Source organism: Pseudomonas sp. Pseusp10, assembly GCF_059492225.1.
This window is the reverse complement of sequence record NZ_CP168528.1, coordinates 1,330,001-1,353,046: the sequence shown is the minus strand read 5'-3', so window position 1 is coordinate 1,353,046 and position 23,046 is coordinate 1,330,001. Positions and strand designations below refer to the sequence as shown.

General features: G+C 59.0%; 14 protein-coding genes, 2 tRNA genes, 3 rRNA genes and 1 pseudogene (1 of these 20 running past the window's edge). 6 read left to right on the top strand and 14 right to left on the bottom strand.

Translation table 11 applies throughout. The features are described from left to right. The first annotated feature begins 179 nt into the window (after positions 1-179). From ACEN8Z_RS06030 to ACEN8Z_RS06015, 4 genes are all read left to right on the top strand, one after another. A complete protein-coding gene (locus tag ACEN8Z_RS06030) occupies positions 180-1,064 on the top strand; it encodes a LysR family transcriptional regulator (RefSeq protein ID WP_495597066.1) in 885 nt (294 codons plus the stop codon). A gap of 42 nt (positions 1,065-1,106) precedes the next feature. Continuing rightward, a complete protein-coding gene (locus ACEN8Z_RS06025; RefSeq protein ID WP_495597065.1) occupies positions 1,107-1,685 on the top strand; it encodes an NAD(P)H-dependent oxidoreductase in 579 nt (192 codons plus the stop codon). A 49-nt stretch (positions 1,686-1,734) separates the two neighbouring features. Continuing rightward, positions 1,735-2,106, top strand: a complete 372-nt coding sequence (locus ACEN8Z_RS06020; protein WP_007998798.1) for a MerR family transcriptional regulator — start codon at positions 1,735-1,737, stop codon at positions 2,104-2,106. A 106-nt stretch (positions 2,107-2,212) separates the two neighbouring features. After that, positions 2,213-2,557 (top strand): cupin domain-containing protein, encoded by a 345-nt coding sequence (locus ACEN8Z_RS06015; protein ID WP_057396593.1) that lies wholly within the window; start codon positions 2,213-2,215, stop codon positions 2,555-2,557. Positions 2,558-2,730: 173 nt separating this feature from the next. Here the strand turns inward: ACEN8Z_RS06015 and mmsB are convergent, their stop codons facing one another. Both mmsB and ACEN8Z_RS06005 read right to left on the bottom strand, forming a co-directional pair. After that, positions 2,731-3,618: a 3-hydroxyisobutyrate dehydrogenase gene (gene mmsB / locus ACEN8Z_RS06010; protein WP_007994580.1), complete on the bottom strand. Its 888-nt coding sequence runs from the start codon at positions 3,616-3,618 to the stop codon at positions 2,731-2,733. A 10-nt stretch (positions 3,619-3,628) separates the two neighbouring features. Further along, positions 3,629-5,155 (bottom strand): CoA-acylating methylmalonate-semialdehyde dehydrogenase, encoded by a 1,527-nt coding sequence (locus tag ACEN8Z_RS06005; protein ID WP_495597064.1) that lies wholly within the window; start codon positions 5,153-5,155, stop codon positions 3,629-3,631. A 149-nt stretch (positions 5,156-5,304) separates the two neighbouring features. Here ACEN8Z_RS06005 and ACEN8Z_RS06000 point away from each other — a divergent pair, with 149 nt between their 5' ends. Next, complete coding sequence (locus ACEN8Z_RS06000) at positions 5,305-6,252, top strand: LysR family transcriptional regulator (RefSeq protein WP_495597063.1); 948 nt, start codon at positions 5,305-5,307, stop codon at positions 6,250-6,252. A 47-nt stretch (positions 6,253-6,299) separates the two neighbouring features. Here ACEN8Z_RS06000 and ACEN8Z_RS05995 read toward each other — a convergent pair whose 3' ends face one another. Next, positions 6,300-6,860, bottom strand: a complete 561-nt coding sequence (locus ACEN8Z_RS05995) for a hypothetical protein (RefSeq protein ID WP_495597062.1) — start codon at positions 6,858-6,860, stop codon at positions 6,300-6,302. A 183-nt stretch (positions 6,861-7,043) separates the two neighbouring features. Here ACEN8Z_RS05995 and ACEN8Z_RS05990 point away from each other — a divergent pair. Beyond that, positions 7,044-7,181: pseudogene (locus ACEN8Z_RS05990) on the top strand (LysR family transcriptional regulator); the annotation flags it as partial. Here the strand turns inward: ACEN8Z_RS05990 and yfiB are convergent. The 11 genes from yfiB to ACEN8Z_RS05935 form a co-directional block, all read right to left on the bottom strand. Then, entirely contained in the window at positions 7,178-7,681 is a 504-nt protein-coding gene (gene yfiB, locus ACEN8Z_RS05985; RefSeq protein WP_495597061.1) for an outer membrane lipoprotein YfiB, read from the bottom strand. The pseudogene ACEN8Z_RS05990 and the gene yfiB sit on opposite strands and share 4 nt — an antisense overlap. 5 nt (positions 7,682-7,686) lie before the next feature. After that, positions 7,687-8,955, bottom strand: a complete 1,269-nt coding sequence (gene dgcN / locus ACEN8Z_RS05980) for a diguanylate cyclase DgcN/YfiN (protein ID WP_495597060.1) — start codon at positions 8,953-8,955, stop codon at positions 7,687-7,689. Continuing rightward, complete coding sequence (gene yfiR / locus ACEN8Z_RS05975; RefSeq protein ID WP_495597059.1) at positions 8,952-9,527, bottom strand: regulatory sequestration protein YfiR; 576 nt, start codon at positions 9,525-9,527, stop codon at positions 8,952-8,954. Before yfiR ends, dgcN begins: the two co-directional genes overlap by 4 nt. A 119-nt stretch (positions 9,528-9,646) precedes the next feature. After that, entirely contained in the window at positions 9,647-11,755 is a 2,109-nt protein-coding gene (recD, locus tag ACEN8Z_RS05970; protein WP_495597058.1) for an exodeoxyribonuclease V subunit alpha, read from the bottom strand. Next, entirely contained in the window at positions 11,752-15,441 is a 3,690-nt protein-coding gene (gene recB / locus ACEN8Z_RS05965; RefSeq protein ID WP_495597057.1) for an exodeoxyribonuclease V subunit beta, read from the bottom strand. Before recB ends, recD begins: the two co-directional genes overlap by 4 nt. Then, positions 15,441-18,890, bottom strand: coding sequence for an exodeoxyribonuclease V subunit gamma (recC, locus tag ACEN8Z_RS05960; protein WP_495597056.1), 3,450 nt, complete (start codon positions 18,888-18,890; stop codon positions 15,441-15,443). Before recC ends, recB begins: the two co-directional genes overlap by 1 nt. Positions 18,891-19,114: 224 nt before the next feature. Then, positions 19,115-19,230 (bottom strand): 5S ribosomal RNA (rrf, locus tag ACEN8Z_RS05955). 156 nt (positions 19,231-19,386) lie between these two features. After that, positions 19,387-22,280, bottom strand: a 23S ribosomal RNA gene (locus ACEN8Z_RS05950). A gap of 234 nt (positions 22,281-22,514) precedes the next feature. Further along, positions 22,515-22,590: transfer RNA gene (locus ACEN8Z_RS05945), tRNA-Ala, on the bottom strand. Positions 22,591-22,620: 30 nt separating this feature from the next. Continuing rightward, a tRNA-Ile gene (locus ACEN8Z_RS05940) sits at positions 22,621-22,697 on the bottom strand. An 81-nt stretch (positions 22,698-22,778) separates the two neighbouring features. Then, a 16S ribosomal RNA gene (locus tag ACEN8Z_RS05935) occupies positions 22,779-23,046 on the bottom strand; it runs 1,269 nt beyond the window's last position. The 16S, 23S and 5S rRNA genes sit together here with 2 tRNA genes alongside, the layout of an rRNA operon.

Sequence of the window (23,046 nt, the reverse complement as noted above, 5' to 3'; positions counted from 1 at the left end):
CATGCAACCCCTGTGGCAGCGAGCTTGCTCGCGATAGCGGTGGATCAATCACTGCCAATGTTGAATGTGCCGTCCCCATCGCGAGCAAGCTCGCTCCCACAGTGAATCGCGTCACCTGTGGGAGCGGGCTTGCCCGCGAAGGCGCCCATCCAGACAACACAAATCCAGAGGTTGCTGTAATGCACTTCGACCTGACCGACCTGCGCCTGTACCTGAACATCCTCGACACCGGCAACATCACCGCCGGCACCGCACGCAGTCATCTGTCCCTGGCGGCAGCCAGTGCGCGCATTCGTGCCATGGAAGCCTCACTGGGGATCGGGTTTCTCGAAAGAGGCCGGCGCGGTGTAACGCCAACGCCGGCCGGCAATGCCCTGGCCCGACACGCCCGGGTGCTGCTGCAACAAGCCGAACGCCTGCAACAGGACCTGGCCGAATACGCCAAGGGCGTCAAAGGTCAGGTGCGCCTGCTGTGCAATACCACGGCGATCACCGAGTACCTGCCAGAGCTGCTCGCGGACTTCCTGCACAGCCATCCCAACCTCAACATCGACCTGCAGGAATTGCCCAGCGCCCGCATCACCCACGCCTTGCGCCAGGGTGCAGCGGACCTTGGCATCGTTTCCGACGCGGTGGACACCGATGACTTGCAGACCCGACCGTTCCGCGACGATCCGCTGGTGCTGATCATGCCCCGTGAACACTCCTTGGCACAGGCGACTTCAGTGAGCTTCACGGACACGCTGCATCACGACTATGTCGGCCTGAATGCCAACAGCGCGTTGGCGGTGTACTTGGAAGAACAGGCACTTCACACCGGCCTGCGCATGCAGGTTCGCATCCGCGCCGACGGTTTCGATGGCGTGATGCGCATGGTCGCCCGCGGGGCGGGACTGGCAATCGTACCGCTGGCCGCCGTCGAACGCGGGTCCGGTGGACTGTCTTTCAAAAGCCTCGCCCTGCAAGAACCCTGGGGCCAACGCAAACTGTTGCTCTGTGCCCGGGACTTTGCCGCATTACCCGGCTATGCCAAGGCCCTGCTGCACGCCTTGACTCTCCCCTGAGGGGCAGACTTTATCCTTGAAGTTTCATCTTCAAGGACAGCGATGATGGGCAAACGAATACTGGTGATCCTCGGGCATCCGTCCAGCAACAGCTTCTGCGCCGCCCTTGCCGAGCGTTACACACAGTCGGCAATGCGCACCGGGCATGAGGTGCGGCAGTTGTTTCTGGGCAGCATGGATTTTGACCCGGTGTTGCGCGAAGGCTATCAGCAGGTCCAGCCGCTGGAAGCCGACTTGGGTAACGCTCAGGCCGATATCCTGTGGGCCGAACAACTGACGCTGGTTTATCCGATCTGGTGGGGTGGCGTACCGGCCTTGCTCAAGGGCTTTTTCGACCGGGTGTTCTTGCCCGGTTTTGCCTTCAAGTATCGCCAGGGCAAAGCCTTCCCCGACAAACTCCTGCGCGGCCGAACCGCCCACCTGCTGGTGACCATGGACACACCGCCCTGGTACTTCCGCTGGATCTACCGCATGCCCGGTTTGCATCAGGTCCGTAAAACCACGCTGGAATTCTGTGGTATCAAGCCAACCCGAACCCTCACGTTCGGGCCAATTCTCGGCGCCAGCGCGGACCGGCATGCGGCTTGGCTACGGCAAGCCGAAGCTATCGCCAGTGGTTGAGTCTGTCGATAATGCACCGAGCGTTACCCTTGGAGAAAAGGAGCTTCCCATGTACATCGGCCAAGCCGCGCAACGTTCCGGAACCACTGTCAAAAGCATCCGTCACTACGAATCGATTGGCCTGCTGCCTGCCGCTCGCCGTCAGGGCAAGTACCGCATCTATGACCAGAACAGTGTCGACCTGCTGATGTTCATCAAGTGTGCCCAGCAGCTGGGTTTCAAACTCAAGGAGTTGCAGTCAGTCTTCGCTGGACATCAGGGCCCGCAGTTGCCATGGGAGCGGGCACATCAGGTCATCGCCAGCAAAAAACAGGAAATCGGCGAACGGATAGCGGCGCTGTCGCAACAGCACTCGCAATTGGTCGAGTTCGAGAACAACCTCGAACAATCCAGGCTCGACTGCCCACTGACCAGCCTTTGAGGGCCGTGCGTTTCTGGACAGCTCAGTGTCGACTACAGACAACTGAACAATGGACGGGCGCTATAGGGTGCGACTTCAGTTCTTGAGCCCACTGCCCGGAGTCATCATGACCGCACCGATTACCGTTCTCCGCGACACCCACCCGCTGCCTGTGCTCGACGCCTGCAAATGGGAAAAACTCGAAGGCGACCCGCACACCGTCAACCTCAATGCCTACACCAGTGAAGACGGCAACAAGATCATGGGCACCTGGATCTGCACGCCGGGCAAGTGGTACGTGGAATACGTGAAGTGGGAATACTGCCACTTCCAGGAAGGCTACTGCATCATCACGCCGGAAGGCATGGCGCCGATCCACCTGCGCGCCGGCGACATTTTCGTCATCGAGCCCGGGATGAAAGGGACGTGGGAAGTGGTGGAAACCGTGCGCAAGTATTTTGTGTTTGCCTGATATAAAAAAACCGGGGGATCACCCGACGTGATCTCCCGGTAAATATCTATAGGTAAACGCCGTACCCTGTGGGAGCGAGCTTGATCGCGATGACGGCAGTAGCTTCAACAATGAAGTGACTGACCGTCCGCTATCGCGAGCAAGCTCGCTCCCACAGGTTTTCCACCGCCCTTCTATTGCGGCTTGCGATAGCTGTTGATGATCGCCGAGAAGTCGTTGCCACCCTCCCCACGCAAACTCATCGCCTGATACAACTGCTGGGCCACCGCGCCGAGCACCACGGGCTGATGCGCCTGACGCGCCGCTTCAGTGGCCAGCCCCAGATCCTTGAGCATCAGTTCAGCCCCGAAACCGCCGGTATAACCGCGCGACGCCGGCGCCGTTTCGACGATGCCCGGCCACGGGTTGTACATCTCCGAACTCCAGCAACGTCCGGTAGAGCTGTTGATGATGCCCGCCAACACCTTGGTGTCGATGCCCAGGGCATCGCCCAGCGCCATGGCTTCGCTGACGCCGACCATGGAAATCCCCAGCAGCAGGTTGTTGCAGATTTTAGCGATTTGTCCGGTGCCGACCTCACCACAATGGACGATGTTGCGGCCCATTTGCGCCAGTACCGGTTGCAGGGTGGCGAACAGTTCGGGAGTGGCGCCGACCATGAAGGTCAGCGTCCCGGCGGCTGCGCCACCGGTCCCGCCAGAGACCGGTGCATCGGCCATGGCCACGTCCTGTTTGGCGGCGGCAGCGGCTACGTCCCGCGCGGTCTGCGGATCGATGGTGCTGCAATCCACGGCCGGTACACCTTTACCGATACCGGCGAGCACGCCGTCTTCACCCAGCCACACACTGCGCACATGCACCGCGGCAGGCAGCATGGTAATGACCAGTTCGGCGCCCTCTGCCGCTTCGCGGGCCGATGCGCTGATACTGCCGCCTAGTTGCTCCAGCTCCGCCAACACGGCTTTGTTCAAGTCCACCAGACGCAGTGCATGGCCGGCCTTGATCAGGTTGCGCGCCATCGGCGCGCCCATGTTGCCCAGACCGATAAAAGCAATTTTCATGTCCGGCTCCTTAACGCAGGTTGATCGTGGTGTTCACACCGTCGTTGACGCTGTCGTCATCGAACCAGCGGCTGGTGACGGTCTTGGTCTGAGTGTAGAACTGCACCACTTGCTTGCCATACGGGCCGAGGTCGCCGAGTTTGGAACCACGGGAACCGGTGAAGCTGAAGAACGGCACCGGCACCGGGATCGGGATGTTGATACCGACCTGGCCGACATCGATCTCGTTCTGGAACTTACGCGCCGCCGCACCGCTCTGGGTGAACAGGCCCGTGCCGTTGCCGAACGGGTTGGCGTTGACCAGGGCGATGGCCTCATCGAGAGTGGCGACTTCCAGCACCACCAGCACCGGGCCGAAGATTTCCTGGGTGTAGATCTGCATGTCGGTGGTCACGCCAGAGAACAGAGTCGGGCCGACGAAGTTACCCTTCTCGTAACCGGGAACCGAGATCTCGCGACCGTCCAGCTCCAGTTTGGCGCCTTCCTTGATGCCGCTTTCGATCAGATCGAGAATCCGTGCCTTGGCTTTTTTCGAGATCACCGGACCCACATCGGTGCCCGGCTCGCTGCCGGCATTGACCTTGAGTTTTTGCGCCAGCGCCTTGAGATCCGGCAGCCATTGCTTGGCCGCGCCCACCAGCACCACCACCGAGGTGGCCATGCAGCGTTGACCAGCAGCACCGAAGCCGGCACCCACCAGCGCATTCAATGCTTGTTCGCGATTGGCGTCCGGCAGCACCACGGCGTGGTTCTTGGCGCCCATCATCGATTGCACACGCTTGCCGTGTTTACCGGCCAGGTCATAGACATGAGTACCGACGGCGGTCGAGCCGACGAAGGAAACCGCCTTGATGTCCTTGTGGGTGCAGAGCCCGTCCACCACGTCCTTGCCGCCATGCACGACGTTGAGCACGCCAGCCGGAATACCCGCCTCGATCGCCAGTTCCACCAGCAGCATGGTCGACATCGGGTCCTGTTCCGACGGTTTGAGCACGAAGGTGTTGCCGCAGGCGATAGCCATCGGGAACATCCACAACGGGATCATCGCCGGGAAGTTGAACGGGGTGATGCCCGCGCACACGCCGATCGGCTGGCGCAGGGTGTAGGTGTCGACGCCACCGGCGACGTTTTCAGCGAATTCGCCCATTTGCAGGCTGCCGATGGAGCAGGCGTGCTCGACCACTTCCAGGCCACGGAAAATATCGCCTTCGGCGTCGGCAATGGTCTTGCCCTGCTCGGCGCTCAGGACCACGGCGATGCGCTTGGAGTGTTCGCGGATCAGCGCCTGGAGCTTGAGCATGATGCGCATCCGTGCGCCGATTGGCGTCAGCTTCCAGGTCTGGAAAGCACGATGAGCGGCGCTGATGGCAGCATCGACTTCTTCGGCGGTAGCAAACGGCACTTTGGCCAGCACTTGCTGGGTCGCCGGGTTGACGATGTCGTGCCATTCGGTGGACTTGGACTCGACCCACTGGCCGTCGATCAACAGTTTGACCTTCTGCACGGTGGTTTCGTTAGGCGTGAGCGATACGTTCATGTGGGTCTCCGGATGTTTATTTTTATCTGGGAGCCAAGGCGAAAAAGTCGCCTTGAGATGAGGCGTGTGCCGCGAAATGGTTAACGGACTGTTTTTGGAGTATAGATGTGCAAACTTCTAATAAGAACGCACATAAAAACCGGTCCAACATGCAAAAAAACATCACCTCCCTCGGTTCGTTGAACTGGGATGACCTCAAGTTTTTCCTCGAAGTCGCCCGCACACGCAAAGCCAGCACTGCGGCCAAGCGCCTGGCGGTGGACTACACCACAGTGTCGCGGCGCATCAGTTCCCTGGAAACGGCGTTGGGCACCTTGCTGTTCGAGAAATCCCGGACCAACGGCTTTGTCCTGACCGCCGAAGGCCAGCGGTTGATGGGGTATGCCGAGTCGATCGAAAGCACCTTGCACATGGCGTGCGAGCAGGTTTCCGGGTCCGGCGTGGCGCTGTCCGGCCACGTGCGCATGGGCTGCACCGAAGGTTTCGGCAGCTTTTTCATCACGCCGCAGCTGAGCCACTTCGTCGACACCTATCCAGCCATTTCGGTGGATATCCTGCCGCTGCCGCACTTCATCAGCCTGTCCAAGCGCGAGGCCGACATCGTCATCGCCCTGGAGCGCCCCGAGCATGGCCCGTACGTCTGCTGCAAGCTGTGCGACTATCGGTTACAGCTGTACGCGACCCAGGATTATCTGGACAGCCACCCGCCGATCCGCCGCCCGGCAGACTTGGCGAAACATTCGTTTATCAGTTACGTCGACGACCTGGCGTTCAGCTCGGAGCTGCTGTACCTGGCCAACGTGCTGCCAGGCGCCAGTGCCAATCTGCGCAGCACCAGCGTGATCGCGCAGTTCGTGGCGGCGCAGCAAGGACGCTCACTGGCAATCCTGCCGTGCTTCCTCGCCACTCAGGACCCTCGCCTGCTGCCGGTGTTGCCGCAGGAAATCAACATCACCCGACAGTTCTGGATGTACTGCCGCGAAGACCTGAGGAAGCTCAAGCGGATCACCCTGTTGTGGGATTACATCCGCCAGGTCACCGAGCAGAATCACGGCCTACTGATGGGTGAAAGCCGGGAGATGTTGTTTGCCGATTAGGGATTTTCTGTCAGATCCTCAAAGGCCACCGGTACGACCTTACTGCCTCAGTTCTTTAACGAAACCTGTTTGGCTTCGATTTTCAGATCACTTAGACGCTTGAGCATAGCAATGATGTTTACCCGAGCGGATCCTTCATTGGCCAAGCGTAGTCGCTTGATTCCTATAACCGAATCGCCCATGCCAGCGGTGAAAGGGGTCCGGATAATTTCACGCAGGATGACCTTGTTAGTGCCTGACTCTATCAAGGTGTATTCAACTTCACTGATCACTTCAAAATCCAGCCCAAATATAGGCTGGTCAACGCGCAGCAGGTTGGCACGCAGAGCAAAAGGGGCTGACTCGTCGCCAAGCAAATCAGCATTGACGAGCGATTGCTTGAGTGCAGCGCCGAAGTCGGGGGCGTCGATTTCGGAAGTCCACAGAGGGTTGGTTTTATCTCCACCATTCACCTCCGAAAGCCGTACATTGTTTCGCAGCTGGGCGTCATAGGTGTTTGCCTTGGCCTGATCAGCAGTTACTGACATGCCGGAAATTTGAGCAGGCGAGGCACAGCCAGTGCAAAGAGCAATCAGGGCTGAAGCTAAAAGCAAGCGAAGGTAGGTCATTCGAAAAGTCCTTTTAATTGCAAAAAGTACCAGAGAGATCACCGATAGTAGCACTACGCCACCAAGCCGAATAGTAAGCTCGACACCTGATACGGTGTCTGGAAACTCTCTGGTTCAGTCCTTCGAGCGCGAATGTGTGGATGGAATGGCCCCTGCATTCATTGGGTTGACCTGAGCTCCTTGCAGTTCTGGATGTAATGCCGCGAAGACCTGCGCAAGCTCAAGCGGATCACCCTGTTGTGGGATTACATCCGCCAGGTCACCGAGCAGAATCACGGCCTGCTGATGGGCGAAAGCCGGGAGATGTTGTTTGCCGATTAGTCGGAGCTGACGACGATTGCGACCCGGCGATTCTCGGTGCGGCCACTGGAGGTGCTGTTGGTGGCCACCGGTACGCTGCTGCCCAGGCCGCGCAACTGGATATTTTCCGGCTTCATGCCGACCGTGTTGAGCACCTTGGCAACGCTTTTCGCCCGGCGCACGGACAGTTGCTCGTTGTAGGCCTCTTTGCCCGATGCGTCGGTGTGACCATCGACCCGCACTCCCTCGATACCCACACCGAGCAGCGCCTTGCCGATGCGCTCGACGATCTCGGTGCTCTGCTTGTTCAGGCTGTCATCGTCGCTGCCGAACAACACCTTGCCGGACAAACCGAAGGCCCAGCCATCGTCGGTCAGTTCGAACCCTTGCTGTTTCAGCACGGCGATTTGCGCCGGGGTCAGGCCTTTTGGCGGGGTGGTCTGGCAACCGGCCAGGCTCAGCAAGGCCACGAGCAAAGTCATGGTGAAAAAACGCAGGGAACGCGGGTTGAAAATGAACACGGAAATCAGCTCCTGTTTTGAACATCGGCGGCAGGGTGATCCGACCCTGCCGTGTACTGTGCGCCTCGGGACAGGCGCTTGGCCTGGTACATCGCCCCATCGGCGGCATTGAGCAGGGCACCCGGTGTCGCGCCATGATCCGGGTACACCGCGACGCCGATACTGAGTGAGGTCAATACCTGGGTGCTGCCCGGCAATGGAATCGGCATGTCCATGCTGGCCAGAATCTTGTCGGCAATCCGTTCAGCGTCTTCGGTCTTGTGCAGCGGTGTCAGCAGCACGGCAAACTCATCGCCACCCAACCGCGCCACCAGGTCTTCTTCTCGTAGTTGTGCGCGGACCCGGTTGGCCACGGCCACCAACACCGCATCCCCCGCCGCATGGCCGAAACTGTCGTTGATCTCTTTGAAGCGATCGCTGTCGAGAAACAACACCGCCACTCGTTCGCCGTGCTTGTTGGCGTTGCGCAGCGCGCGCATCAGGCGACCTTCGAAAAACGCCCGGTTGGGCAGTCCGGTGAGGCTGTCGTGACTGGCCTGGTGAGCCAGGGATTCGTTTTCGCTTTGCAGGTGCGATTGCCAGGCTTCGAGCTCATCGAGCAGGGCATTGAAGTCGTTGCCGAAATCGTCGAGTTCGGCAATGTCGGCGGGCGGCACGCGCTTGTCGAAGGCCCGTTCACTGCGCGCGGCGTGGGCGACGGTGGCCAGGTTGCGCAGGGGCTTGATGATCCCGCGAAGTTGTCGGCGTGCCAAAAAGAGCGCAACCCAGGCACTCACGGCCGTACACAAGACGATCCCCATCAGGCCGCTGAGCAAAAAGCGCATCAGGTTGGCGCCATGACCGGTGAGCCTGATGCTGCCGATTTCCCGTCCTTGATGGAGGATCGGAATGTTCATCGGTTCTTCGAGAAACGCTTTGGCGATGTGCAGTTCGAGATCGGAGACCCATCCGGTTTCCGGTCGTTGCCAACGAGCCAGCAACTGCCCCTGCCGGTCGAACACCTGGGCGTCGGCCACTTCTTCGGTGGACGCAATCAACGCCAGCGCCTCGGTGGCAGCGGGTTTGTCGTTGAACACCACCGCGGCTTCCACGGTGTAGGTGATCGAGCGTGCGATCAGGTGCAGGTTTTGATCCACGTACACACGCAAAGCCAGCACGCCGAGCAACGTCAGCGAAACACTGGCCATGGCGATGCCCACCAGCGCGACGAGCAAGTTGCCGCGACCGATGACCGAATGCAAAGTCGGGCGACTGCCCGGTCTCAGTAGCTTCATGGTGCCGCCGGCTTGCGGCGGGAGAGTTGCAGCACACTCGGATGGATGCGTACACCGCTGCGAGCGACGGAGTCGAGATTGACCTCGAACGACACCTGCTCGTCGCTGACCCGCAAGCAAAACAAGCTGCCGACAGTGCACTGCTCGTCACTCTCGCTAATGCTCAACACCGGGTGCCCGATCAACGCGGCAAACAATCGGCTGCGTTGTTCGCCGGTGAGCTTACCGATGTAAACCGCATCGCAGTCACTGACAATCGAAGGATTGTCGGCCAGCAAGCGTTGCACCGTGACAGGTCGACCGGTCGCCTGGGTCGTGCCTTTGACCAGGTCGTCGGTGTATTCGGTAGGGCCAACCAGGCACAGGCGCAGCAGCTTTGGCTCAACGGGCCAGCGGGCATAGCTGAGGATGCCGAGGACCACCTGGGTTACCGCTTTGGCGCGTTGGTCCGCCATGCCCACCGGGGCTTGCGATTGAGCGAAACCGACGCTGGCCAGCAGACAAAGAAGGATGGCAAGCAGCGCTTTCTTACAGCCAACGACGCGCTCTGTCGTCCTGACAGCCACCTTCATGCCGGGATACTCATTGACCGAAGCGAAATGATGCCGCAACGATAGCACAGCGAGGAAATGCCAGCGAGGCCACGTACTACGCCGCTTCGGACAATTTCCTACAATCGCTCACTGACCTTTCAGTCTGTCGGCTCGCTGCCGTCCTTCAGCTCCAGCATCAGCCCACTCAAGCGCTTGACCCTGCGTTTCACCGCCTCTTCAAACACACCTGCACGCGACTCGATCAAGGTGAACCAGTTCTTGGCCCGGGTGATCCCGGTGTAGATCAGTTCCTTGGTCAGCACGAGGTTCAAGGCGTCGGGGAGGATCAACGCGGTGTGGGCAAACTCCGAGCCTTGGGATTTATGCACGGTCATGGCGTACACGGTTTCAACATCATTGAGCCGGCTCGGCAGGACAAAGCGCACGCCACCCTGGCCGTCATTGCGCGGAAAGGCGACACGCAGAACCTGCTTGCCGGCCTCGGGGCCCTCACGCTCCGGAAGCTTGAGGGCGATGCCGATATCGCCGTTCATCAAACCCAGGCCGTAATCGTTGCGGGTCATCAGCACGGGGCGACCTTCGTACCACTGCTGGTCACTGTCGATCAGGCGTGCCCTTAGCAAGGCGTCCGTCACTCGCTGGTTCAAGCCCTCCACACCCCACGGCCCCTTGCGCACGGCACATAACAACTGGAACGCGTCGAAGGCTTGCAACACTTCCCGGGCCCAGTCGGTCCAGCGTGAGTCTTCCAGCGGGCTGTCGAGCGCCGGGCGCTGATTGCGCAGCAGGCTCAAGTAGTGCCGATAACCCTGCGGCCCTTCACCGTGGCCTTCGAGCAGCAAGCGTTCCAGAGCCCGGTCCTGCTCCCCCTTGAGGGACAAGGAATACACGTCGTCATGGCTTCGCGCAGACAACAACTTGCGTGCTTCTTCGGGTTGCTGCTGGTTGACCCAACGAGCCAGTTGGCCAATACCGCTGCCTTCACCGAATCGCCGGGAGTGGCGCAACATCACCACCTGCTGGGCCAGTGGATGAGCGCCCTGCGTATCCTCCTGCAGTCCGCTGGCCTGCAGGCTTTCGCCACTGACGGCTTCCAGCCACTGGCGCGTCTGCGGGCTGTACCAGCCCGCCTCCGCGTCGCGACACAGATCCCCCAATACCGCACCGGCTTCTACCGAAGCCAACTGATCCTTGTCACCCAACAGCACAAGGCGCGCATGGGCCGGCAAAGCGTCGAGCAGATTGGCCATCATCTCCAGGTCGATCATCGAGGCCTCGTCCACCACCAACACATCCAGCGGCAGGCGATTGCCCACGTGGTGCCGAAAATGACGAGTCCCGGGCCGGCTGCCGAGCAGACGGTGAACGGTGGTGACGTCGGACGGGATCTTTTCCCGGATTTCTTCCGTGACCTTCAAGGTCCGGACTTGCTGGCTGATGGATTCTGTCAGACGCGCCGCAGCCTTGCCGGTAGGTGCGGCGAGGCGAATGCGCAGGGGCATGCCGGCCTCGACCGCCGGTGCCTGGAGCAACGCCAGCAAGCGCACGACGGTCGTGGTCTTGCCGGTTCCCGGCCCCCCCGTCACGATGCTGAAGGCGCTGCGCGTCGCCAGGGCGCAGGCAAGCTTCTGCCAGTCGATCACTTCACCGGACCGGGCAGGCCCAAACAATCCGGTGAGGCGCTGGAGCAAGTCGCTCGGCGTAGATTCGTGTTCCGTCAGACGCTCGCGCAACGAAAGGTCGATCCGTCGCTCGTAGGCCCAATAGCGGCGCAGGTACAAGCGTTTGCCCGATAACACCAAAGGTCGGTCGCGCACGTTGTCACGACTGTCTGCAGCCAGAGCCACCAGGTTGCTGGCGGCCAGTACCTTGCACCAATGGGCCCCGTCCAGCGATCCGAGCAATTGCGAGGGCAACAGCATTGCACCGCCTTGCACGTCACCTTCGGGCGGTAATGACAGGGCGAAGTCAGGTTCTTTCAGGGTCTCGAACAGGTCAAGGCAGACATGCCCGTGGCCCAATTGGTGGCTGGTCAGCGCGGCGGCCAGCAACACCAACGGATCACCATCCGGAGCCAGTTCATGCAGAAACGCAACAAAGGCTTTGTCCAGCGCTCGCAACCAGCCACGTTCGACCCAACGCGTGAGCAACAACAGCAAGTCATCGGCACGGCTCAGTGGCGCGAGTTCGGCCAGGCTTTCGGCTGCCAGCGAGGTGGGCAGCAAATCGGCGAATGTGCGACTCATAACAGTACTCCCTGTTCCCAGGCGGGCTCGGCCTTGGGCTCTGGCTTGCCCTGGAACAGCCGGTCCAGACGCTCGATCAGTTCTCTTGGCGGACGGGTGAAAAACATACCCTGGCTGGCCGCACGCGTACCCCGCAAAAACAGGTACAAGGCACCGCCGACATGCCGGTCGTAGTCGTAATCGGCGAGCCGCGCCTTGAGCTGGCGATGCAGGGCCAACAGGTACAACACGTATTGCAGGTCATAACGGTTGTCGAGAATCGACTGTTCCATGGCCTGCACTGTGTAAGCCGCATCATCGGCGCCAAGCCAGTTGGATTTGTAGTCGGCAACGTAATAGCGGCCGTTGTGCTCAAACGTCAGGTCGATGAAGCCCTTGAACATGCCGTTGAGCAACACAGGTTCGGCGGCCACCCGGGCGACGCCGTTATGGGTGTATTGGCACACCAGCGCGTCGAGCTTGAGCACATCGACCTTATGGCTGGCGAACCAGAATTCCATCTCGACCTGGTACTGCGTCAACTGCCCGAATATCACCGGGGCCTGACCGGCGCCCAGATGCAACGGCGACTTGAGCAGATGCTGCAGCCAGTCACTCAGCGTGGTGATCCAGCCTTCCCAGCCTCGACGATTGCAGCGACGGGCAATCGCGTCGATCACATCTTGTGGTGCCGCATCAAAACCCTCGCCCCCTGCCCATTCGAGTAAACCATGGAGGAAGGTGCCAGGGTTCGGACCGCGCGGGAAGCGATGGATATCGCCGCCACCAGCAACCACTTCTCTAGGGGCTTGCGGGTCGAGACGTTCGTCATCGAACAGTTTTTGCGCCTGCGGACTCTCCGGCGCTTCGTCCGTGCCGACACTCAGGGTGTCGCCAATGCGCAACGCGCTGTAGGAGGCAATCCACCAGTTTTCACTGGCCTTGCGTTTCGGGATCAGCGGAACCAGTAGCGCCGCTTCGTTTTGCGGTGGCTGGTAATGCTCTGTTGTCGCTTCAGGCAGCTCGGCATACGCCAGCGCCGGGCAGTCCTGTTGCAGGTCCCGCAACCAAAGCTGCAACGCCGGGGAGTCGGCCAATGGCGCACCGCCCCCCAACAGATAACCCAATGCCGACAGATGCAGCACCGAGCCATTGTTGTTGCCGCGCTTGAGGTCAGCCACCCCCAGCCAGCAGGCGTGTTGCGCCCGGGTCAGGGCGACATAGAGCAAGCGCAGATCCTCGGCCAGACGCTCATCGTCAGCCAGGGCAATCAATTCTGCCGTCGGCTTCAACGTGACCTGGGCATTGCCTGATTCATCGTGGTAGTGCAACGGCAGTCGGCTGCCATCCACCGGTTTCGCCGAACAAATGAACGGCAGGAACACCAACGGATACTCAAGGCCTTTGGATTTGTGAATGGTCACGACCTTGACCAATTGCTCATCACTTTCCAGACGCAGAATCTGCTCTTCGCCAGCCTGACCGGACAACGCCAGATGCTCGGACAAATGCCGGATCAGGGCTTGCTCGCCATCGAGTTCAGCGGCCGCTTGTTGCAGCAATTCGGACAGGTGCAGGAGGTTCGTCAAAACCCGCTCGCCGTCGCTGCGTGCGATCAATGCCTGGGGCAGACGGAAGTCGTGTAACAAACGGCGCAGCATCGGCAGCACACCCTGCTTGCGCCAGACTTCGCGATAGCCACGGAACTGCATGACCCGGGATTCCCAGGCCAACTCGTCCTGATTCAGCCGCTCCAGCTCAGTCAACGAAAGGTTCAACGTGATGCTGGCCAACGCGGCCCGCAGCGGGCGCTCGACATCCGGCTCGGCGCAGGCCTTGAGCCAGGTCAGCACGTCATGCGCCTCCTGGGCGGCGAACACCGAGTCCTTGTCCGACAGATAAACACTGCGCACGCCACGGGCGGCCAATTGCGCACGAACCGCCTGCGCCTCCTTGCCGTCGCGTACCAGGATGGCGATGTCCGCCGGCAGCAGGCCCCTGAAGGCTTTGCCGTCCTGGGTGAATCCCGCTTGCCCCTGTTGCCCGCCATTGAGCAATGCGGTGATTTCACTGGCGCAGGCAGCCGCCAGATGCTGCCGGTACACCGCGCCAGACAACGGCTGTTCGGCCGGCAAGTGCCAGATGTTCAAGGCCGGGACTGCCTGATCATTGATGCGCAAGATCTCTTTGCGGCCCTGGGAGGCCACCGGCATGAACGGAACCGGGTTGTCGCCGTTCTTCTCCCGAAAGAGGAAAGCGCCGCGTCCTGACTCCCGGGCTTCAGCGCGCTCGAACACATGGTTCACCGCGTTGACCATGCCATGGCTTGAGCGGAAGTTGGTGCCCAGGGTGTGCAGGCGGCCGGTGGTGGCCTGACGGGCGCGAAGGTAGGTATGGATGTCGGCGCCGCGAAAAGCGTAGATCGCCTGTTTCGGGTCACCGATCAGGAACAGGCCGCACTCGGGGCTGTTCTCTTCAATGCGGTAGATGCTCTCGAAGATCCGGTATTGCACCGGGTCGGTGTCCTGGAACTCATCGATCAGTGCGACCGGAAACTGTTCACGAATCAGGGTTGCCAGTCGCTCGCCGCCATCGGACTGCAAGGCTGCATCAAGGCGCAGCAACATGTCGTCGAAGCCCATTTCCGCACGGCGGCGTTTCTCTTCCTCGAATCGCGCCCCGACCCAACGGGCGGCGTGTTGCAGTACGGCGGCATCAGGCGTTGGCAGCCCATCGAGACAGGCCTTGAGGCCGGCCATCGCATCGAGCCCCGGATGTCGAGGCGCTTCGCCCTTCCAGGCTTCGGCCATGCCATCAGGGGTCAGGCGAGTGAAGCCGGTGCCGATATCCAGTTGCTCAAGGGATTCGTCCTCGGCCCAGGCTTTGATCTTTTCAAACCAGGGCTCGAAATAGCGTGCCTGCATCTTGCGACCGTCGACAGCCTTGCTGGCAACGCCCTGGTGACAGATCGCAAGCAACTCGTCCGCCCACTGGAGCCAGGGCTTCTTGAGTTCGATCAGGGCAACCCGTCGCTCCTGCAAGCATTGCGCAATCACCTCGGCGGGCTCTTTCCCTTGAGGCGTATCCCGCTCACTGGCGAACAGCGCACGAATCCGCGGCAGCAATGCCGCCGGTCCACCCCAATTGCTGCGCACCCAATTCAATGCGTCACCTTGCATCGGGTAACAGAACAGCCGCCAGTAATCGCGCAGGACTTCCCCCAGCAAGTCGCTGTGGTCGGTTTCCAGGGTCTGGGTAAACAGGCTGCCGCTGTCGAATGCGTGCTCGCGCAACATGCGCTGGCACCAACTGTGGATGGTCGACACCGCCGCCTCGTCCATCCATTGGGCGGCGATATCCAGGCGGTTTGCGCACCCGGGCCATTGCTCGGGCAAATACTGATCACGCAACTCGGCAATCAGGCTGTCGGGGGCGGGCGTTTCATCGCGGAAAAATCGTGCGGCCTCGGCGAGCCGCGTGCGAATGCGTTCACGCAGCTCTTTGGTCGCGGCGTCGGTGAACGTCACGACGAGGATCTGCGGCGGCAACAGCTCTCGCCCGAACCCCGAGCCCTCGTCACCGTGGCCAAGGACCAGGCGCAGATATAACGCGGAAATGGTGAACGTCTTGCCGGTCCCGGCGCTGGCTTCGATCAGTTGACTGCCACGCAGCGGGAAGGCCAGGGCCAGAGGTGTCTTCGTGCTCATCAACGCGACTCCTCGCTGGACAGTGAACGCCAGGGTGCTTCAAGCAGCGGGCGATAGAGCGCATTACACCAGTCGGGGAAGGTTTCATCGGCGGTCAAGCCATCGTAATCGGCGAATTGGCGTGCGAGTGCCGGGCTTTCGCGACGCTCTCCTTCCGTCGTCTGCCCATCACCTTCATAGGCCTTGCGCGCAGCGGCTTCGGCTTTGACCGGGTCGGTCTGCCCCAGCCACGCGAAGGCTGTCTTGACCGCGATCGGTAGCGGCTGGCGCATACCCGACTGCCAGGCCATCAACAGCTCGCCCAGAACCTTCTGTGCCGTGGACTCGTCCATCGGTCCGAGCAACAGGCTGTCGTCGCTGGCCACCAGTGCGGTGGTCAACGCCATGCCACTGGCATTAGCCACCAGATGCGTGAGCCACGGGCGCGTCAGTCGATGCCATTTGCGCGACTTGATCGAGCCGATACTGTTGGGGATCGTAGTGATAGACAGCAAACCACCATCAGCGCGTCGATGCAGGCCGCTGAGCCAGCCCTCGATCTGCAGGCCTTGCAGTTCAAGATTGACGGGCAACGCGCTGCTGAGCGGTGTTGGCCACAAAGCCAGGAGCTGTTGGTGGCGTTGCAACAAGTCAGGTAAAGGCTCGATCAATTCATGTTGCAGGCACTCACCGAATCCGGCCATGGGCAGCAGTCCGCTGTTTTGCAGGCGCTTTGCCTGATCTTCCAGTGCTTGTCCGGTATTTCCCGGATCTGCCAGCGCCGCTTCGAGCAAACGGTCGCTGAGGCTGTAACGCTGCAATGCATCCAGGACAAAAGGCTCCTCATCGGCCAACGGCACTTCAGCCGCCTCGAAGAAGACCTTCAGTCGCTGGCTGAAAAAGTGCCGTACCGGATTGCGCAGGAAATCCTGCAGTTGACCGAGACTGAGTGGTTCGTCCTGAACGTGAGCCTCAAGCACTTCGGCGCTCGCCTGTTGCTCTGCCACTTGATGAAGGACCTGCCATTCGGTGGCGTAGCTAAACGACTCATCCCCTTCGTGAAAGTAGCGGGCGCTGAAAGGTTGCAAGGGGTGTTCCCGGGTCATGGCTTCAAGCAGATCCTCGCCACTTTGTGCCAATCGCCAACCGCTGGCCAAGTGGTCACGTAACTGGCCGATCAGCACCGACGCAGGTCTCTCGCTGTTATCACGGATGCTGCGGCCCACCCAACTGATGTAGAGCTGGTCCCGTGCCGACAACAGGGCCTCCAATAGCAGGTAGCGGTCATCTTCGCGCCGGGAGCGATCGCCTGGCCGATAATCACTGCCCATGAGATCGAAATCCAGCGGTGGCTGCGCGCGCGGATAATCGCCGTCATTCATGCCCAGCAGGCAGACCAGTTTGAACGGGATAGCGCGCATGGGCATCAAGGTGCAGAAGTTGACCGCACCGGCCAAAAAGCGTTGGGACAAACGGCCCTGATCCAGACCTGCAAGCCAGGCTTCACGGACGACAGTCAGCGGCAACTCGTCCTGCAAGCCGACGGATTCGCAGGTCTCGAGCCAGGTCTCGCGCAGCTCTTCGAGCTGGGCCAGCAAGTAGTCATCGTGTTCGTTACCGGCAAGGAAGAACAACTGCACCAACGCCTGCAAGCGCAAGCCCCATTGCCCCGGCGGCGCAGGCTGAGAGAGTTCGTGGTGAGCCACTTCCAGCGCGTCCAGCAACGCAACCAGCGGACCAATGAGCGCAGCGTCCAGACCACCGATCTCGTCGTAGGGTTCGATCCCCTCATAAGCATCGGCGCTGCCAACGGCATAACCGAGCAACATCCGTCGCAAGCCGAAACGCCAGCTGTTTTGCTCCAGCTCATTCGGCAGCCCGAGCCCGGCACGTTGCTCGGCATTCATACCCCAGCGAATGCCGGCACCTTCGATCCAGCGGTGCAGCGTCGGCAGGTCACGCTCCTCGACACCAAAGCGAGCGCGCAGTGCCGGAACGTCCAGCAGATCGAGAATCTCACTGACGGGGAATCGGCTGTCAGGCAACTTGAGCAGGTGCTCGACAGCAATCAGCAGTGGATCGCGACCACGCTGGCCCTGGTCAGCCAGAGTAAATGGAATGAAGCGTGGGTCCTGGCGGTCAAGCTGACCAAACACTGCACGAATATGCGGTGCATAACTGTCGATGTCCGGGACCATCACGATGATGTCCCGGGGGCGCAATTGCGGGTCGGCGCTGAAGCGCGCGAGTAAATGATCGTGGAGGATCTCGACCTCTCGCTGGGCGCTATGAGCGATGTGAAAACGGATCGATCCGTCCTTCTGCAGATCGATGGCCGGCCAACGCTCCCGAGTCTCGTTGAGGGGCCGCAACTCGAGGATGTCATCCTGCAACTGGTTGAGCACATTCAACGGCTGACCGTCACTGAACAGGTCGATGCGCCCGTCGCGGAATGCCGAGCGATAGCTATTGGGATCGTCATAACTGTCGAGCAGGTTGATGTAGTCCCGCCCCTGTTTACCCCAGGCAGCCAGCAGCGGGTGAGCATGCTGGTGCAGGATTTGCGGATCGATCACTACCGGCATGCCGCTCTTGCGGGCCTGACGCTTGTATTGATGCCGCAACAGGTCTTTATCGGCGACGATGTCCGCCCAATGATGACGACATGGGTTATGTACACAGAGCAGGACCTGGCTGAATCGTGCCAATCCCGCCAATGCTTCCAGGGCTTGAGCAGGCAGCGAAGAAATCCCGAAAACGATCACTCGCGAGGGTAATCCCTTGGGGGCTGCCTCGAGATTATTGATTCGCTCGACAAACCGCTGATGGACGCCGGCACGGCTTTGCGCCATGCCTTCTTCTCCCACATCCAGCAAGAGTGCGCGCCATAACTCTGCCTGCCAGCAATTGGCCGGCGTCAGGGGTTGGGCTTCGCCTCTGGCGTTTCTTGTTTGATGTCGACCTTCTGCCCAGTCTTCGAGCCAGTCAGCTCGGTACACCTGATATTGGTCGAACAGGTCCGCCAGACGCTCAGCCAATTGATAGCGTTTGCGCAGATCGGTGTCATGGGTCAGGAAACGCTGCAGCGGCTCGAAGTGCGGTTGGTTGATCAACTGCGGCAGCAGGCGCATCAATCGCCAGGTCAGCGGGGCTTTATCAAGCAGGGACTTGGCCGGAATCTCATCGCGGCCAAGGACCATGCGATAGAGCTGCCACATGAAACTGCCGGGCAACTGCACGTCGATGGCGGCGGCGATGCCGCAGCCTCCCATGTCGTCTTCCTCGGAATCTTCCGCCAGTGCCAACTTCAGCCATTGGGCAATGCCATTGCTTTGCACCAACGCGATTTCATTCTCCAGGGGAGCCAGCGGGTAGCGCCGCATCCAGCTGACCACCAGGCTGCGCAACTCGTCCAGGCGGTTGCCGTGAACCACCATAAAACCAGCACTGAGGGACGTTGCGTCCGGCATAAGGCTTCCTTGGGAAATGCAAATTCGAGGGACGACTTTAGCATTTGTAGGAGCGAGCTCGCTCGCGAAGGTCGTCAACGATGACGCGGGTTGTCTGGGGTAACGCGGTGCCCTGAAGTTCTTCGCGAGCAGGCTCGCTCCTACAGGGAACAGCGTTTGAGGTGTACGGAGGCGCAAAAACAAAACCCCTACCTGCATACGCAGATAGGGGTTTCGGAATTTAATCTTGACGATGACCTACTCTCACATGGGGAAACCCCACACTACCATCGGCGATGCATCGTTTCACTGCTGAGTTCGGGATGGGATCAGGTGGTTCCAATGCTCTATGGTCGTCAAGAAATTCGGGTACCGAGTCGTGACCAGATGGCCTCGCTTCAGCAAATTGGGTAGGTGATAGCTTCGGTGTTTGGTGAGTATCTCGAACTTTCGGTTCTTGCGTCTTCACACACCGCAATCTGGCCTCTTCCGAGTTCGCAAATTGCTTGGGTGTTATATGGTCAAGCCTCACGGGCAATTAGTATTGGTTAGCTCAACGCCTCACAGCGCTTACACACCCAACCTATCAACGTCGTAGTCTTCGACGGCCCTTCAGGGGACTCAAGGTCCCAGTGAGATCTCATCTTGAGGCAAGTTTCCCGCTTAGATGCTTTCAGCGGTTATCTTTCCCGAACATAGCTACCCGGCAATGCCACTGGCGTGACAACCGGAACACCAGAGGTTCGTCCACTCCGGTCCTCTCGTACTAGGAGCAGCCCCTCTCAAATCTCAAACGTCCACGGCAGATAGGGACCGAACTGTCTCACGACGTTCTAAACCCAGCTCGCGTACCACTTTAAATGGCGAACAGCCATACCCTTGGGACCGGCTTCAGCCCCAGGATGTGATGAGCCGACATCGAGGTGCCAAACACCGCCGTCGATATGAACTCTTGGGCGGTATCAGCCTGTTATCCCCGGAGTACCTTTTATCCGTTGAGCGATGGCCCTTCCATACAGAACCACCGGATCACTAAGACCTACTTTCGTACCTGCTCGACGTGTCTGTCTCGCAGTCAAGCGCGCTTTTGCCTTTATACTCTACGACCGATTTCCGACCGGTCTGAGCGCACCTTCGTACTCCTCCGTTACTCTTTAGGAGGAGACCGCCCCAGTCAAACTACCCACCATACACTGTCCTCGATCCGGATAACGGACCTGAGTTAGAACCTCAAAGTTGCCAGGGTGGTATTTCAAGGATGGCTCCACGCGAACTGGCGTCCACGCTTCAAAGCCTCCCACCTATCCTACACAAGCAAATTCAAAGTCCAGTGCAAAGCTATAGTAAAGGTTCACGGGGTCTTTCCGTCTAGCCGCGGATACACTGCATCTTCACAGCGATTTCAATTTCACTGAGTCTCGGGTGGAGACAGCGCCGCCATCGTTACGCCATTCGTGCAGGTCGGAACTTACCCGACAAGGAATTTCGCTACCTTAGGACCGTTATAGTTACGGCCGCCGTTTACCGGGGCTTCGATCAAGAGCTTCGCGTTAGCTAACCCCATCAATTAACCTTCCGGCACCGGGCAGGCGTCACACCCTATACGTCCACTTTCGTGTTTGCAGAGTGCTGTGTTTTTAATAAACAGTCGCAGCGGCCTGGTATCTTCGACCGGCGTGGGCTTACGCAGCAAGTGCTTCACCCTCACCGGCGCACCTTCTCCCGAAGTTACGGTGCCATTTTGCCTAGTTCCTTCACCCGAGTTCTCTCAAGCGCCTTGGTATTCTCTACCCAACCACCTGTGTCGGTTTGGGGTACGGTTCCTGGTTATCTGAAGCTTAGAAGCTTTTCTTGGAAGCATGGCATCAACCACTTCGTCACCCAGAGGGTAACTCGTCATCAGCTCTCGGCCTTAGAATCCCGGATTTACCTAAGATTCCAGCCTACCACCTTAAACTTGGACAACCAACGCCAAGCTGGCCTAGCCTTCTCCGTCCCTCCATCGCAATAACCAGAAGTACAGGAATATTAACCTGTTTTCCATCGACTACGCTTTTCAGCCTCGCCTTAGGGACCGACTAACCCTGCGTCGATTAACGTTGCGCAGGAAACCTTGGTCTTTCGGCGTGGGTGTTTTTCACACCCATTGTCGTTACTCATGTCAGCATTCGCACTTCTGATACCTCCAGCAAGCTTCTCAACTCACCTTCACAGGCTTACAGAACGCTCCTCTACCGCATCATCCGAAGATGATACCCGTAGCTTCGGTGTATGGTTTGAGCCCCGTTACATCTTCCGCGCAGGCCGACTCGACTAGTGAGCTATTACGCTTTCTTTAAAGGGTGGCTGCTTCTAAGCCAACCTCCTAGCTGTCTAAGCCTTCCCACATCGTTTCCCACTTAACCATAACTTTGGGACCTTAGCTGACGGTCTGGGTTGTTTCCCTTTTCACGACGGACGTTAGCACCCGCCGTGTGTCTCCCATGCTCGGCACTTGTAGGTATTCGGAGTTTGCATCGGTTTGGTAAGTCGGGATGACCCCCTAGCCGAAACAGTGCTCTACCCCCTACAGTGATACATGAGGCGCTACCTAAATAGCTTTCGAGGAGAACCAGCTATCTCCGAGCTTGATTAGCCTTTCACTCCGATCCACAGGTCATCCGCTAACTTTTCAACGGTAGTCGGTTCGGTCCTCCAGTCAGTGTTACCTAACCTTCAACCTGCCCATGGATAGATCGCCCGGTTTCGGGTCTATTCCCAGCGACTAGACGCCCTATTAAGACTCGCTTTCGCTACGCCTCCCCTATTCGGTTAAGCTCGCCACTGAAAATAAGTCGCTGACCCATTATACAAAAGGTACGCAGTCACCTAACAAAGTAGGCTCCCACTGCTTGTACGCATACGGTTTCAGGATCTATTTCACTCCCCTCTCCGGGGTTCTTTTCGCCTTTCCCTCACGGTACTAGTTCACTATCGGTCAGTCAGTAGTATTTAGCCTTGGAGGATGGTCCCCCCATATTCAGACAAAGTTTCTCGTGCTCCGTCCTACTCGATTTCATGACCAAGAGATTTTCGCGTACAGGGCTATCACCCACTATGGCCGCACTTTCCAGAGCGTTCCGCTAATCTCAAAGCCACTTAAGGGCTGGTCCCCGTTCGCTCGCCACTACTAAGGGAATCTCGGTTGATTTCTTTTCCTCAGGGTACTTAGATGTTTCAGTTCCCCTGGTTCGCCTCTTGCACCTATGTATTCAGTACAAGATAACCATCTTATGATGGCTGGGTTCCCCCATTCAGACATCTCCGGATCAAAGTCTGTTTGCCGACTCCCCGAAGCTTTTCGCAGGCTACCACGTCTTTCATCGCCTCTGACTGCCAAGGCATCCACCGTATGCGCTTCTTCACTTGACCATATAACCCCAAGCAATCTGGTTATACTGTGAAGACGACATTCGCCGAAAATTCGCGATTAAACTCACAAATTTTACCTTAGCCTGATCCGTTACCAGTGAAAGTAACGTTCAGTCTATCTTTCTATCACATACCCAAATTTTTAAAGAACGAACTAGTCAAAGACTAGAAATCAACATTCATCATCGTCTCGATGGAATGCTCATTTCTAAGCTTTTACAACAGAAGCAGTAGTGGTGGAGCCAAACGGGATCGAACCGTTGACCTCCTGCGTGCAAGGCAGGCGCTCTCCCAGCTGAGCTATGGCCCCGTATTTCTACAGGCGTTTCCCACACAAAATTGGTGGGTCTGGGCAGATTCGAACTGCCGACCTCACCCTTATCAGGGGTGCGCTCTAACCAACTGAGCTACAGACCCAATTTCGGGCTGCTTCTTATCGTCTTCTTCAATGAATCAAGCAATTCGTGTGGGAACTTATGGAGCAGCTGAGTCGTCGATTAAGGAGGTGATCCAGCCGCAGGTTCCCCTACGGCTACCTTGTTACGACTTCACCCCAGTCATGAATCACACCGTGGTAACCGTCCTCCCGAAGGTTAGACTAGCTACTTCTGGTGCAACCCACTCCCATGGTGTGACGGGCGGTGTGTACAAGGCCCGGGAACGTATTCACCGCGACATTCTGATTCGCGATTACTAGCGATTCCGACTTCACGCAGTCGAGTTGCAGACTGCGATCCGGACTACGATCGGTTTTGTGGGATTAGCT

Coding starts and splice junctions, on each gene's coding strand:
- ACEN8Z_RS06030 (WP_495597066.1), top strand. CDS start 180: ATGCACTTCGACCTGACCGACCTGCGCCTGTACCTGAACATCCTCGAC.
- ACEN8Z_RS06025 (WP_495597065.1), top strand. CDS start 1,107: ATGATGGGCAAACGAATACTGGTGATCCTCGGGCATCCGTCCAGCAAC.
- ACEN8Z_RS06020 (WP_007998798.1), top strand. CDS start 1,735: ATGTACATCGGCCAAGCCGCGCAACGTTCCGGAACCACTGTCAAAAGC.
- ACEN8Z_RS06015 (WP_057396593.1), top strand. CDS start 2,213: ATGACCGCACCGATTACCGTTCTCCGCGACACCCACCCGCTGCCTGTG.
- mmsB (WP_007994580.1), bottom strand. CDS start 3,618: ATGAAAATTGCTTTTATCGGTCTGGGCAACATGGGCGCGCCGATGGCG.
- ACEN8Z_RS06005 (WP_495597064.1), bottom strand. CDS start 5,155: ATGAACGTATCGCTCACGCCTAACGAAACCACCGTGCAGAAGGTCAAA.
- ACEN8Z_RS06000 (WP_495597063.1), top strand. CDS start 5,305: ATGCAAAAAAACATCACCTCCCTCGGTTCGTTGAACTGGGATGACCTC.
- ACEN8Z_RS05995 (WP_495597062.1), bottom strand. CDS start 6,860: ATGACCTACCTTCGCTTGCTTTTAGCTTCAGCCCTGATTGCTCTTTGC.
- dgcN (WP_495597060.1), bottom strand. CDS start 8,955: ATGAAGCTACTGAGACCGGGCAGTCGCCCGACTTTGCATTCGGTCATC.
- yfiR (WP_495597059.1), bottom strand. CDS start 9,527: ATGAAGGTGGCTGTCAGGACGACAGAGCGCGTCGTTGGCTGTAAGAAA.
- recD (WP_495597058.1), bottom strand. CDS start 11,755: ATGAGTCGCACATTCGCCGATTTGCTGCCCACCTCGCTGGCAGCCGAA.
- recB (WP_495597057.1), bottom strand. CDS start 15,441: ATGAGCACGAAGACACCTCTGGCCCTGGCCTTCCCGCTGCGTGGCAGT.
- recC (WP_495597056.1), bottom strand. CDS start 18,890: ATGCCGGACGCAACGTCCCTCAGTGCTGGTTTTATGGTGGTTCACGGC.